Source organism: Enterococcus sp. AZ079, from assembly GCF_050547255.1.
GTDB classification, from domain to species: domain Bacteria; phylum Bacillota; class Bacilli; order Lactobacillales; family Enterococcaceae; genus Enterococcus_D; species Enterococcus_D casseliflavus.
Genome location: NZ_CP172955.1, coordinates 222839 through 236620, shown reverse-complemented (window position 1 = coordinate 236620; position 13782 = coordinate 222839). Strand labels below are relative to the sequence as shown.

The following is a 13782-nucleotide window of genomic DNA, read 5'->3' as shown; positions in this document are numbered from 1 at the left end:
TCGTTCTCCTTAGTAACTAGGGTACGGGATCATGGTTTCCCCAGCTCCCGCTTGATAGTTCGTCATTTTCTCCACAAATTCTTCTTCGTTGAATCGCAATTCAAAGATCGCTTCTTCACTGTCATCGTTCAAGAAATCAAGCAGATCGCTTTGGCCTTCTTCTAAAATTTCTTGAATGTAATCAACCAATCCGTCTAACAAGGCTTTTTGGATCCCTTTTTTCCCTGCATAAGGGATCGTCGCTAAATAATCTTCTTCATCAAACGTTGATTTTTGTGGATCATACAGCAAAATCCCATCTTCAAATTCAATGATCGATTCTTCTGATGCCACACCTTGTGCATCGTCGATCTGCACGTGGTGAGGATTTTCAGCAAACAAGCGCAGCACCAATTCGATCGTATGATTTTTGGCATCCCAATCGATCGCCACATCATAGTCGGTGATTTTTTTCGTTAATCGCTGATCTAAGTAAGTCAATATCGTTTCTTTCGCCATCACTATTCCTTCTTTCTTAACACCATCCATGGTCTTGCTGAACAGCGGTTTTTCGTATATTTGTCAAATACGGATTGCCAGCCACCGCAAAACGAAGCGGCATCTGGGTCCATTCCCCTTTATTTGGGATACCGATCCGAGGCAATGCCAAAATTTCTTTTGGGGTACGTCGGCGCTCAGGAACCAAATGCAGTGGGCTTGTAAAAATCGATTCGCCATAAAGCTCAGCGGGGATCTGCAGTGCCTGTACCAGTTTCCCGGGGCCGTTGGCTACATCCGGTCCTGTTTTTTGTCGTTGTTGTTCCATCAAGGCGATCCCATCCACCGGTTCTAGCCCGCGAATCATGATTCCTTGCGGGATGCCTTTTGGCTGCGTAATAAAGTTGACGATTCGATGCGTATGCATCGTATATAAATAAATCGTACCTGGTTCCTGATACATCGCCCGAACCCTTGGTGTGTTTCGCATGCCCACACTATGAGCCGCCAGATCATCGGGACCTAGATACGCTTCACAATCCACGATATACCCACCTACTGTTCCTTCTGGGGTCTCATGTTCCAAATACATTCCTAATAAGGCACGTGCGATGGTCGTTGTCGGCTGTGTCGCAAAAAGTGCCATTAATTCATCCATTCTCATCACCCTCTTTATTCTACACAATTCTCGGCGAACTTACTATCTTTGACTACAGAGTTACGACGATCTCAACGATTTCTTTTCAACGAACCTGATTTTTGCTGACTGAGTGGAAAATAAGCGCCCTTTTGTTTCTGTAAAGACGCAAATCAGCTTGTTTATGAGAATATACGTTCTTATGTTATACTTACAGGAAAAGGAGAGGATCGTTTTATGCAGCAGCCACTTGCTTATCGAATGCGGCCACGGAACTTAGATGAAGTCGTCGGACAGCAGCATTTGGTTGGCCCGGGGAAAATCATTCGCCGAATGGTCGAAGCCAAAATGCTTTCTTCGATGATCCTATACGGACCGCCGGGAACCGGAAAAACCAGCATTGCCAGTGCGATCGCCGGCTCGACACGCTATGCGTTTCGCATGCTGAACGCCGCCACGGATACAAAAAAAGACCTGCAGATCGTGGCAGAGGAAGCCAAAATGAGCGGTACTGTCATTTTATTGCTTGATGAAGTCCATCGACTAGACAAGACAAAACAAGACTTTTTACTGTCCCATTTAGAAAGCGGAAAGATCATTATGATCGGTGCCACGACGGAAAATCCCTACATTACGATCAATCCAGCGATTCGCAGTCGGACACAGATTTTTGAAGTCAAACCGCTCCAAGAAGAAGACATTTTGACCGCCATTGATCAAGCCTTAGCAGATGAAACTCGCGGACTTGGATCAGAAACCATCGTATTGACCGATGATGCCCGCTTGCATCTCTCGCGAGCGACCAACGGTGATTTACGAAGTGCGCTAAACGGCTTAGAGCTCGCTGCTCGTTCCACCCCAAAAGGACCAGACGGCATTATTCATTTGACCTTAGCGATCATCGAAGAGTGCGTCCAGCGTAAAGCATTGACCCACGATAAAGATGGGGATGCGCACTATGATGTGATCTCTGCTTTTCAAAAATCGATTCGCGGCAGCGATGTGGATGGTGCGCTGCATTACTTAGGTCGTTTAGTAGAGGCAGGCGATCTGGCGATCATTTGTCGGCGCTTAATGGTCATCGGCTATGAAGACATTGGTTTAGCTAACCCAGCAGCCGCTGCTCGAACCGTCAATGCTGTGTTAGCCGCTGAACGTTTGGGCTTGCCAGAAGCTCGGATTCCGTTAGCCGATACAGTGGTCGATCTATGTCTGTCACCAAAATCCAACTCTGCCTACATGGCATTGGATGCAGCGATCGCAGATATTCGCAGCGGTAAAGCTGGCGATGTCCCGGATCATTTACGAGACAGTCATTACAAGGGTGCAGAAAGCTTGAATCGGGGTGTCGGCTATCAATACCCGCATAATTTTGATGATGCCTGGGTCGATCAGCAATACTTACCTGATAAGCTGAAAAATACTCATTATTACCAACCAAAAGCCACTGGTAAATATGAGCAAGCCTTAGGTCAACGGTACCAACAATTGCAGCAGCGAAAGAAGAAAAAATAGTGACTTTTTGGTATCGTTTTCAAACAACTTTATTGCACCTTCGTCATTCCTATGCTACTATAAGGGTGGGAATTCTGTGATGTACGAGTTGTCCCTTTTGTGTGTTGACCGAACATTTTTATTGATATCTTGGGATCCGTCTTGTGTCAATGCTGGTAACATGCCTTTTCCTTTGGTAGTTCGAAGCTTAGACCGTGGAACCCACCTGCTAGAATTTGCGGGATCAATACTATGGGAAAAAGAACGGCATCAACGGATATTACCCATTCTTTTTAGAATGTGCCATCTGTTTTTAACAGATGGCTTTTTTGCGTTTTCTAACCGCTAGCAACAGTGAAACGTCCTTGCCTGACATCAGAGTAAGGGTGGCTTTTGCTATTCTTTCTAGGGTTCGCTATACTAAACTTATCAACTTAGGACAGGATGGCGTATGTTTATGATTCTTCTATTATTTACGATCGTGGCACTCGTATTATTCGGCACCAGTTATTTGCTTTATGCCAAACAAGCGATTTTTTTCACTTTGATCCCTACCACCGAGGCGAATAAGGTCTTCTTAAAAACCTATAGTCTCATTCATTTCCTTTTAGGCGTGGTGGCATTGGTTGTGGGCTTTGTCGATAAGGAGCTGATTGCCTTGTTTTATTTGGCTTTATTGCTGCTCTCTTCCGCATCTTTCAGCATCTTGCTGGCACAAAAAATGAAAAAAAAGAAAGATTAGGTTTTCTTTTTCCAGAAAAAAGCATTACAATAAAAGTAGAAGATAACAGATGGGAGTGTTTCTTATGTTACAACAATATCAACGAATCATGGTAGCCGTCGATGGGTCTAGCGAGTCAGAATTAGCCTTCAAAAAAGCCGTGAACGTGGCACAGCGGAATGATTCTGAATTGGTTTTAGCACATGTGATCGACACTCGTGCCTTTCAAACCGTTTCTTCTTTTGACGGCATGCTTGCTGAACAAGCAACCGAAATGGCCAAACAAACCTTGAAAGACTATGAGGATTATGCCCGCAAGCATCAAGTAACTGCGGTCAAAACTGTGATCGAATACGGCTCGCCAAAACCGATCATTGCCAAACAATTGCCCGAAGATCACGACATCGATTTGATTATGATCGGTGCCACTGGTTTAAATGCCGTGGAACGAATCTTTATCGGTTCCGTTTCTGAATATGTCATTCGCCATGCCGGCTGTGATGTGTTAGTTGTACGGACAGACCTAGAAAACAAAGTCCCAGCAAAAGACCACACGAAAGCTTAATAGTGAGACGACCTGCCGCTGCTTGGCAGGTTTTTTTGTACAAAAAAAGCCGCGACAAAAGCAAAAGATGCAACGAGCGCTCAGGTCTCATTGGTCTTTTTGACTTTGGTCACAGCTCTTTGACAAGTCGGTTATCCAAACTTGTACAGCAAAAAATGAAAGCAAAGTAATAGGTACTCCTATCTAACCATGTTTCCGCTTGATTGTAAAGAGTTTTTCTGAATTTTCTGAATAAATAGTTAATTTACCCATCCTTAAATAAAAAAAGCAAAGCGTCGCTTCCCTTAGGAAAAACGACGCCAAAATCTATGGTGATAATGGGCTATCCAGAGGCCGCTGGTCAAGAGAATCACAAAGAAAACCGGACCATTCAATAACCAAAAATCAAGCGAAGTCACAGCAAAGCCGTAAAGGATGATAACAATGATGGAAAGAAACAGCGTTGCGATCGTTCCAATGGCTAGCCCAAGACTCCCCGCCCCTCTCGTAAACAATTGACTGATGTTGGTCCAGTCCAAAAGCAGCAGCCGATAATCACGAGCAAAATATTTCAAGCACAAAAGAAAACTGCTCCAAAGTGCCCCTACTAGAAAAGAGACAGCCAAAATCAGTGGCATTTTGAAGAGAAGGACTGCTGCCAGCACGATGACTGCCGTTAAGCTCAGCTGCAATACGACGCCAAAGCGGAATTTTTCCCGCAAGTAGCTCTTCATCGATAGCGGCAAGGAGCGGACAAACAAGAAATTCTCCTGATCCAGTGAGATCAAATTACTGATAAAAGAAGTCGGGTTGACCATCAATGCTGCCAAGGCGATCCCCGCCACAAAAACGACACCGATAAACCGCTCATCCAATTCACTTAACTGAATCGCTCCTGTAAACACAAAGGACACTAAGAAAATGATGGGCATCAGCAATGAAGAAGAAAAGACTTGCATGATCAAATTCGGATCTCGGATCAACTGCGAATTGTAATTAAACAACAGCTGGCCCAATCCTTGGTTGGGTTTATGCTTCCGACGAACACTCCCTTGGTTGGGCGCCGCGGCTGCCACTTGCTCATAAAACTTCGGCAAGATCAATCGATAGAGGGCAAAAAGCAACACGCCTGCTGTGACGATGATCCCTAGCAAGCTAAGCAAACCAGTCGTTTGAAACGGTGCCACCATCACATAATAAAAGGGCAATAAAAAGCTGATCGCTCCCCGATCTACCACGTCTGTCTCATAAGTATTCACCTGATTCATCATTAAGACCCCGATCACAACAACCAGCATCGTCACGCCTAGCAATAAACTAGTGACCAATTTTTTATGCTTCAAGAAAAACTTGGTGCGGGTCAGGCTGAAGACGATCAAGCTGCAAATGCTGAAGATCAAGACTAAAAACAAGCCGAACAGCAAGAACGCCCATAAGATCGTCAACAAGAAAAAGACGTTTGCCCGAATCCCTGTCAGGAGAAATAAGACCAACAGAGGAAAAATAAACGGCGCAACGGTGAGAAACACCACCACGATCTTTGCCAGAAAAATTTCACTCTGTCGAAAAGGCAGCGGCAAATACGCTGGCAGATCTTGACTCTCGAAAAAGACATTGTAAATGGACGAAATCCCTTGGGAAAAGCCTAAGATCCCGAACAAAGCGACATAATAGGTAAAAAAGCCTGGCATCTGACTAAAATCCAATGTAATCATCGTCAACCCATAGACTAGCAGAAATACTACCCCAGAAAACGCATATTGAAACAACAAATAACTGGTCAAAGTCGAACCAGCCTTGCCTTTTTTGCGGGCTTTATCTGTCAGTTGGGGATTGGCATACCGCAAATTAACGGAGGTCAGAGTCAGAAATTGTTGTTTTCGCATCTACGCTTCCTCCGCTTCTGCAAGAATCGCTTCTTCTTGACTTCTCCCAGTCATTTGCAGATAGATCGTTTCCAAAGAAAGCGACGGATGCTGTGCCAGCAAATCTGCCACTGAGCCATTGTACAGCAGCTCACCTTTTTTCAAAATCGCCAATTGATCGCACAACTGCTGGGCGGTGTCCAAGACGTGGGTGGAAAAAATCACGGTCTTGCCCTTGGCAGCGTGCTGTTTCATCATTTCTTTTAAATCATACGCCGCTTGGGGATCTAAGCCTTGTAATGGTTCATCCAAGATCCAAATGTCTGGATCGGGGATCAATGCCCCAATCAGCAGCGTTTTTTGCCGCATTCCATGGGAAAAGCTGGCGATGGTCTCTTCTTCATGAGACAGCATATCAAACAAGCGCCCTAATTTTTGCAAACGCTCGGCCTTTTCCGCTGCTGGCACCTCATACGCTGCGGCAATCAAGTCCCAATACTCCCCTGCCGTTAGCTGTAAAAACAAATCTGGCGTGTCTGGCACATAAGCAATTTGTTTTTTTATCGCTTCGCGATGTTCCACGAGGGATTGGCCATCAAAATAGATTTCCCCACTCGTCGGTTGCAAAATACTCACTAAGCTTTTGATCGTGGTCGACTTCCCTGCTCCGTTGTGTCCCAGAAAGCCAAAGATCTCCCCTTGACGGATCGTCAGGGAAAGATCAGACAACGCTTTTTTTGGTCCATACTGTTTCGTCAGATTCTTGATCTCAATCATTTTCCTGCCTCCTTATTCCATACCTATTGTTATCTTACGCTGAAAAGCAGGAAATGAAAAATGTTTATTGCCATTTTTAACAAATCAATTGACAGGAGCTGCAAAAACAAAGATAATAAGAGCACTTTAGGGGAGTAGCACATGGATCGTTCCATGATCTTAGATCAACAGCAAGCGGGAATCCGCTGGTTTAAGATGTTTCTTGCAAGACCTAAGTGGCAAGGGGCCGCTTAGGTCTTTTTGCAGTTTAAAATGGAGGGAAAACAGTCAATGAGTTCAAGTAAAATGAAAAAAGTGACTGCCGGCGGACTTTTAGTCGCCATGGGGGTGGTCTACGGTGATATCGGTACGAGCCCGCTTTACGTAATGAAAGCCCTGGTGGAGGACAATGGCGGACTACGCACCTTAACACCCGATTTTATCTTAGGCAGCGTCTCGCTCGTCTTTTGGACGCTAACGCTGTTAACGACGATCAAGTACGTCTTGATCGCATTAAACGCGGATAATCATGGAGAAGGCGGGATTTTCTCCCTTTATACTCTAGTTCGTAAAAACAGCCGCTATTTGATTATTCCAGCAATCATCGGGGGCGCAGCCCTGCTAGCAGATGGCGTGTTGACGCCAGCCGTGACGGTGACCACTGCCATCGAAGGATTACGGGGGATTCCAGTCTTTTTTGATCGCTTCGGCAATGACCAATCGATCATCGTCGGCATCACCTTAGCAATCTTATTGGTCCTCTTTGCCCTGCAGCGCTTTGGGACTGAGTTTGTCGGCAAAGCCTTCGGACCGATCATGCTAGGCTGGTTCACTTTCTTAGGGATCGTCGGGGTGATGAACTTTGCTGGTGACCTTTCGGTGATTCGCGCCCTTGATCCCCGTTATGCGATCAATTTGCTCTTTAGTCCCGATAACAGTGCCGGTCTCTTTATTCTCGGCAATATCTTTTTGGCAACGACTGGTGCGGAAGCCCTCTACTCAGACTTAGGTCACGTGGGCAAGAAAAACATTTATGCCAGCTGGCCCTATATCAAAATCTGCTTGATGCTAAATTACTTTGGTCAAGCGGCGTGGTTGCTGCAAGTCTATCAAAACCCGACTTATCAAGAAATCGAAAACTTGAATCCATTCTTCCAAGCGTTGCCGCAAGGGTGGACAGTCTTTGGTGTCAGCTTTGCCACCCTCGCTGCCATCATAGCTTCGCAAGCCCTGCTGTCTGGCTCCTTTACCCTGGTTTCTGAAGCCATCAAGTTGAAACTATTGCCGCGGATGCAAATCATCTATCCGGGGGCGTCTATCGGGCAAATGTATATTCCTGCCTTAAACACCTTGCTGTGGATCGCCTGTTCTGGCGTGGTCTTGTTCTTCCAGACCTCTACTCGGATGGAAGCTGCTTATGGATTGGCCATTACGGTAACGATGTTGATGACCACTATTTTGCTGTATTTCTACTTGCACCAAAACAAGAAGACCCGTTTCTTGGCACCGTTCATCACGCTCTTTTTTGCAGCGATCGAGGGGATTTTCTTTATCTCCAGTGCGACCAAATTTTTCCATGGCGGTTACGTTGCCATCTTATTAGCCAGCGTGATCATCGGCGTGATGCTGATTTGGGAATGGGGCAATCGTATTCAAGAAAATGCTGCCGAAGAAGTTGCGCTTTCTACCTACATCCCTCAATTGAAACAGTTGCGGGAAGATGATTCTTTGCCGTTATCTCAGACGAACGTCGTCTTCATGGTTCCTAAACTGCAAGACGATCAGATCGGTCAGCAGTTCATCTATTCCATTTTAGACAAACGGCCAAAACGTGCCAAAGTGTATTGGTTCGTCAATGTGGAAGTCACCGACGAACCCTATACGAAAAAATATGAAGTTTCGATGGCAGATACCGATTTTATCGTTAAACTAAAGCTTTATCTCGGCTTTCGGGTGCCGCAAGAAGTCAATCTCTACATTCGCCAAATCATTCAAGAATTGATGAAAGATGGTCGCTTGCCGCTGCAGCCGCAACGCTACTCCTTAACGCCTGGACGCAATGTGGGCGATTTCCAATTCGTGATGATCGAAGAAGAGCTGTCGAATGCAACTGCATTAAGCAAATGGCAGAAGCAAGTCATGCAGACGAAGCTTTTTATCAAACGCCATACCATTTCACCTGAACGCTGGTTCGGCTTAGAATACAGTGATGTGGTTCATGAGACCGTTCCATTAGTCATCGGTCAGATGAAAGAAAGCTCTCTGACAGAATTACGCATCGAGGAACGCTAAGAAACCGCCAGTACTGGTTGAACTTTCTGATACTTTCAGGTACACTGAAAAGACAAAGACACAAAGGAGGGAAAACTACCATGATGCGCATGACTAAAATAACAAGTAATGAAAATTACCAACGATACCATATCGCATTTAGCCATGCAATTGGTTTTACAGTTGCTGTTGACGGGACGAGTCTGTCCAAAACAGTTACATTTACGTAAAATCAATGGCCATCTCAAGGTATTTTTCTCAAGAAAATCTGAGTTTAAATAACACTGGCCATGGATATCCATGGCCTTTTTGAGTGGTCTCAAGGAGAGAGATCATGATTATACAAGCAATTGCTATTAAAAAAACCATCGGCGGGAATCCGTTATTTGAGGAGTTAGCCTGCCAAATCGAAGCTGGGGAAAAAATTGCCCTAGTCGGCATCAACGGAACGGGCAAATCAACCTTTTTACAAATCTTGACTGGCAGTGAAGGCGTCGATAGCGGCGTTATCAGCCGCCAAAAAGGCTTGAGGATCGGGACGGTCGAGCAAGAGCTGACAGTTTCTGAAGCAACCGTTACCCACTACCTGCTCCATTCTGCTGCTACCATTCAAGAACTCAAGCAGCAAATGAGCCATTACGAAGCCTTGATGGCAGAACCCGATACTGATTTAGAGAAGTGTCTGATCCGTTATGGCGAACTGCAGCAGCGCTTTGAAGAGCTGGGCGGCTATGGATTGGAAGACCGTATTTCCGCGATCTTACAAGGCTTAGGAATTCCCCATCGGCAGGACGCACGCTTAACAGAGCTTAGCGGCGGTGAACGGGTCAAAGTCGCTTTAGCCAAAGTGCTAGTTGCCGATGCTGACTTGCTGTTACTGGATGAACCAACCAATCACTTGGATCTTTCCAGTATCCGCTGGTTGGAAAATTATTTACAGAATACGAAAAAAGCGGTTCTAGTCGTTTCTCACGATCGGCACTTTCTCGATCAAGTCACCACCAAGACCTGGGAACTGGAAGAAGGCGCCTTGGTTGAGTATCCTGGAAATTACAGCCGATTTCGTGTCTTGAAAGAAGCTCGCTTGGCGGAGCTGACCAAAAATTACGAACTGCAGCAAAAAGAAGTCCAGCGGCTGAAAGTCATGATTCGTCGGTTTCGTCAGTGGGCCCATGAAGGAGACAATGAATCCTTCTTCAAAAAAGCCAAAGAATTGGAACGCCGCCTAGCGAAACTAACGCTGGTCAAACCGCCAGCGCCCCCGAAAAATCGGCTGCATGGCTTGGCAAATGGCGGAAAATCAGGCAAAGAGGTGTTCATGGTTCACGATTTGCACCAGCAATACGCCGATCAGCTCCTATTCAAAGACAGCACTTTTGCAATCTACCGTGGGGAGCATCTAGCCATCATCGGCGACAATGGTACAGGAAAATCAACCTTACTCAAATTACTTCTCGGTGAGGAGCTTCCTAGCGGCGGCACCATCAAGCGCGGCAGCAGCTTACAAATCGGCTATTTGCCCCAACAGCTGCAGTTTGCCGATCCTGAGAGCCGCTTGTTGGCCTACGTACAGACGTTGACAGGAAACGAAGAGGCTGCTCGTCGGCAATTGGCCAAAAGCGGGTTTTATCAAAGTGATGTGGCCAAACGAATCAAAGATTTATCTGGTGGTGAAAAAATCCGTTTGGCGTTACTGAAACTCTTTTTAGAAAAAATCAACGTCCTGATTTTGGATGAACCAACCAATCACCTCGACAGCTATGCCCGAGAAGAAATTGAAGAAATGCTGCAAGATTATCAAGGGACCCTGCTGGCAGTCAGCCATGACCGCTACTTTTTACAGCAGCACTTCCAAGAGGCCCTGGTCATTGCACAGCAGCAAATCACGCGCCAGTCCCTGAGCCCCTTGATTGACTAAGACATTGATTCGCAACAAAAAAACTTGATTTTCCTATCGTATGCATGGGTTGTTCAATCCATGTGTAGGCGGAAAATCAAGTTTTTATTTTTTGATCAATGAATGTTGCCGATCAAGTTGCGGATCGGTTTTCTAGCTAAATACAAGATGATGCCGACAACAACGGCTACTCCGCCGACGATGCCATAGTACATCCCTTCTGTTTGCGGTGTGTAGAACCGAGCGATTTGCGCATTGATGGCTTGTGAAGAAGCGTCTGCTAACAACCAAATCGCCAAAGTTTGTGCTTCGAAGGCTTTCGGCGCTAGTTTAGTCGTCACCGATAAGCCCACTGGTGAAAGACACATTTCCCCTGCAATCATAATGAAGAAGCTCAATACCAACCATAATGGGCTGACCCGTTCTTCTACTCCAAACAAAAGGCTTGGCAGCATTAGCAATAGAAAGGACATACCGGCTAAGACTAAACCGATGGCAAACTTCACTTCTGTCCGTGGCTGACGAGAGCCTAGTTTGGTCCACAACCAGACAAAAACAGGTGTCAGTAAGACGACAAAAAGTGGATTTAAGGTTTGATACAAACTTGCTGGAATATTGATGCCGAATAACGTCGATTGCGTACGGTCAGCGGCAAACAATGCCAAGATCGATGAGCCTTGTTCTTCTAATGACCAAAAGACGATCGCTGACAAAAACAGCGGAATGTAGGCCAACACTTTTTTCTTTTCATCTGGCGTGACATCTTTCGAACGCAGCATTTTGGTAAAGTAGTAGATCGGTAAGAAAATACCTAGAACACTGATAAAGTTGATGAAGAAATCAACCGTCAGATGGCCAGTTGCAGCTGCTGCGCCAAACAACACTGCCAATGCGAGAAGAACTAGAACGACTGCTCGGAAGAAGGTTTTCTTTTCGGCTGCCGATAAGGGATTCGTTGGCGCGATCGCTACACTTTTCAACGTTGTTTTTCCTTGCACATAGTACTGCACCAAACCGATGAACATCCCGATGGCAGCAATCGAAAAACCTAAGTGGTAGTTGACCTCTTGGCCTAAGATACCGACGATGATCGGTGCTAACAAGCCGCCGATATTGATCCCCATATAGAAAATCGAGAAACCAGCATCCCGACGGATATCGTCTTTGCTGTATAAATGCCCCACCATACCCGACACGTTGGATTTCAAGAGTCCGGTTCCAATGACGATCAGCATCATGGACACAAACAACGCTGGAATCCCTAAAGGTGTTGCCAAGACGATGTGTCCTAACATGATCAAGATCCCACCATAAAAGACGGATTTATTTGATCCTAAAAGACGGTCCGAGATCCAGCCGCCAACAATACTTGACATATACACTAAGGAACCGTAAATCGACATGATCGCTACAGCCGTTCCTTTTGGCAACCCTAAGCCGCCGTTGGCAACTGCATCGTACATGAAGTACACCAAAATCGCCCGCATACCATAATAACTGAATCGTTCCCACATTTCCGTGAAGAATAAAGTCGACAGCCCTCGCGGCTGACCTAAGAATGTTTTTTCTTTTTCCATATGTAATGGCCCCTTATAAAAATTAATGAAAATAAAATAGCGGAATTTTTCTGAAAATTCACAAATGCCAGTTTATTCCCATTTGGCAACTTTTACAAGGGTATTTCCCTGAGAACATCTTGTAAAAAAGGAGGGAAATTTAAATTCAAATGAAAGCAAAATGAGAAGCCCTCCACCTAGGTGCAGTATGAGCCAATTTTCATATGTATAATTATTAAATTTTCTGTTTAAAAAATTAGAAAATGGTCTTCACCAATTTTTCTCTCTAACCCCATTTTGCGGACTTTCCTACAAAAAAAGCACATGCAAGCATTTCTCTTGCATGTGCTTCCTCTTCTATTCTAAGAATTAGCCGCGTAAACGTTCCACATCACGAGCGATCATTAATTCTTCATCTGTTGGGATCAAAAGTACTTTGACTTTTGACTCTTCAGTTGAGATCACTAATTCTTCGCCGCGTTTTGCATTTTGATCGGCATCTAATTCGCAACCAAACCAAGTCATGCCTTTGATAACTTCGCTGCGGACGTGGGCATCATTTTCACCGATACCAGCAGTAAAGACGATTGCATCGACACCGTTCATGGTTGTGACATAGCCACCGATGTATTTACGGATGCGGTCAGTAAAGACGTCATAAGCAACTTTGACTTCTTCTTTGTCGTAGTTTGCTTCTAGATCGCGCATGTCGCTGGAAATACCAGTTAAGCCTAATAAACCAGATTTTTTGTTTAAAACATCCACCATTTCATCGATGTTCAAATCTAATTTTTCCATTAAGTAAGGCAAAACAGCAGGATCGATGTCACCTGAACGTGTGCCCATCGTTACACCAGCTAATGGCGTGAAGCCCATTGATGTATCTACTGATTTTCCGCCGTCAACCGCCGTGATCGACGCACCGTTTCCTAGATGGCAAGTGATGATTTTTAGTTCTTCGATTGGTTTGCCTAACATTTCTGCCGCACGCTCAGAAACATAACGGTGGCTTGTACCGTGGAAGCCATATTTACGTACTTTAAACTCGTTATAGTACTCTAATGGCAAGCTGTATAGGTAATTGTGTTTTGGCATCGTTGCATGGAAAGAAGTATCAAAAACAGCGACACTGATGATTTCTGGCAAGATTTTTTTGAAAGCAGTGATCCCCATCAAGTTTGCTGGGTTGTGTAATGGCGCAAATTCAGCCAATGCTTGGATGCGTTCCATCACTTCGTCTGTGATCACAACTGAATCAGGGAAATCTTCTCCGCCGTGAACGACGCGGTGACCGACGCCAGTGATTTCATCATAGGCACCTAAAATGTTTAATTCGATCAGTTGATCCAATAACATTTTTACAGCTACTTCGTGATCGTTGATGTCGATGATTTGTTCGAATTTTTGATCTTCCCCATATTTGATGGTAAAGATAGAATCTTTCAAACCGATTCGTTCAACGATTCCTTTAGCGACAACTGTTTCCTCTGGCATTTGATATAATTGCCATTTTAAACTTGAACTTCCAGCATTGATTGCGATTGTTTTTGACATGATGATCTCC

Annotated in this window: 12 protein-coding genes and 1 other RNA gene; 7 read left to right on the top strand and 6 right to left on the bottom strand. The window is 45.1% G+C overall.

Features of this window, described 5'->3' with window-relative positions; translation table 11 throughout:
- Window positions 1-9: 9 nt before the first annotated feature.
- Both IGJ15_RS01215 and IGJ15_RS01210 read right to left on the bottom strand, forming a co-directional pair.
- Window positions 10-498, bottom strand: a complete 489-nt coding sequence (locus IGJ15_RS01215) for a DUF3013 family protein (RefSeq protein ID WP_430599242.1) — start codon at window positions 496-498, stop codon at window positions 10-12.
- Window positions 499-514: 16 nt separating this feature from the next.
- Window positions 515-1135, bottom strand: coding sequence for a DNA-3-methyladenine glycosylase (locus tag IGJ15_RS01210; protein WP_010749036.1), 621 nt, complete (start codon window positions 1133-1135; stop codon window positions 515-517).
- Between the two features lie 216 nt (window positions 1136-1351).
- Between IGJ15_RS01210 and IGJ15_RS01205 the strand changes: the two genes are divergently transcribed.
- From IGJ15_RS01205 to IGJ15_RS01190, 4 genes are all read left to right on the top strand, one after another.
- Window positions 1352-2629: a replication-associated recombination protein A gene (locus tag IGJ15_RS01205; protein WP_010749035.1), complete on the top strand. Its 1278-nt coding sequence runs from the start codon at window positions 1352-1354 to the stop codon at window positions 2627-2629.
- 68 nt (window positions 2630-2697) lie between these two features.
- Window positions 2698-2892: non-coding RNA, 6S RNA (gene ssrS / locus IGJ15_RS01200), on the top strand.
- A gap of 167 nt (window positions 2893-3059) precedes the next feature.
- Window positions 3060-3350: a hypothetical protein gene (locus IGJ15_RS01195; protein ID WP_010749034.1), complete on the top strand. Its 291-nt coding sequence runs from the start codon at window positions 3060-3062 to the stop codon at window positions 3348-3350.
- A 64-nt stretch (window positions 3351-3414) separates the two neighbouring features.
- Window positions 3415-3894, top strand: a complete 480-nt coding sequence (locus IGJ15_RS01190; protein WP_010749033.1) for a universal stress protein — start codon at window positions 3415-3417, stop codon at window positions 3892-3894.
- Between the two features lie 284 nt (window positions 3895-4178).
- Here the strand turns inward: IGJ15_RS01190 and IGJ15_RS01185 are convergent, their stop codons facing one another.
- Both IGJ15_RS01185 and IGJ15_RS01180 read right to left on the bottom strand, forming a co-directional pair.
- On the bottom strand, window positions 4179-5759 hold the full coding sequence (locus tag IGJ15_RS01185) for an ABC transporter (protein ID WP_430599241.1): 1581 nt from the start codon (window positions 5757-5759) through the stop codon (window positions 4179-4181).
- Entirely contained in the window at window positions 5760-6515 is a 756-nt protein-coding gene (locus IGJ15_RS01180) for an ABC transporter ATP-binding protein (RefSeq protein ID WP_005227750.1), read from the bottom strand. It abuts the gene before it with no gap.
- A gap of 270 nt (window positions 6516-6785) precedes the next feature.
- Between IGJ15_RS01180 and IGJ15_RS01175 the strand changes: the two genes are divergently transcribed.
- From IGJ15_RS01175 to abc-f, 3 genes are all read left to right on the top strand, one after another.
- Window positions 6786-8786, top strand: a complete 2001-nt coding sequence (locus IGJ15_RS01175) for a KUP/HAK/KT family potassium transporter (protein ID WP_005227748.1) — start codon at window positions 6786-6788, stop codon at window positions 8784-8786.
- 80 nt (window positions 8787-8866) lie between these two features.
- Entirely contained in the window at window positions 8867-8995 is a 129-nt protein-coding gene (locus IGJ15_RS01170; RefSeq protein WP_010749031.1) for a hypothetical protein, read from the top strand.
- A 104-nt stretch (window positions 8996-9099) separates the two neighbouring features.
- Entirely contained in the window at window positions 9100-10683 is a 1584-nt protein-coding gene (gene abc-f, locus IGJ15_RS01165; RefSeq protein ID WP_010749030.1) for a ribosomal protection-like ABC-F family protein, read from the top strand.
- 95 nt (window positions 10684-10778) lie between these two features.
- Here abc-f and IGJ15_RS01160 read toward each other — a convergent pair whose 3' ends face one another.
- The gene (locus tag IGJ15_RS01160; protein WP_010749029.1) at window positions 10779-12239 is read right to left on the bottom strand and encodes a peptide MFS transporter; all 1461 of its coding nucleotides are present in this window, start codon (window positions 12237-12239) and stop codon (window positions 10779-10781) included.
- A gap of 348 nt (window positions 12240-12587) precedes the next feature.
- Complete coding sequence (locus IGJ15_RS01155) at window positions 12588-13772, bottom strand: acetate/propionate family kinase (RefSeq protein WP_005233419.1); 1185 nt, start codon at window positions 13770-13772, stop codon at window positions 12588-12590.
- Window positions 13773-13782 lie beyond the last annotated feature (10 nt).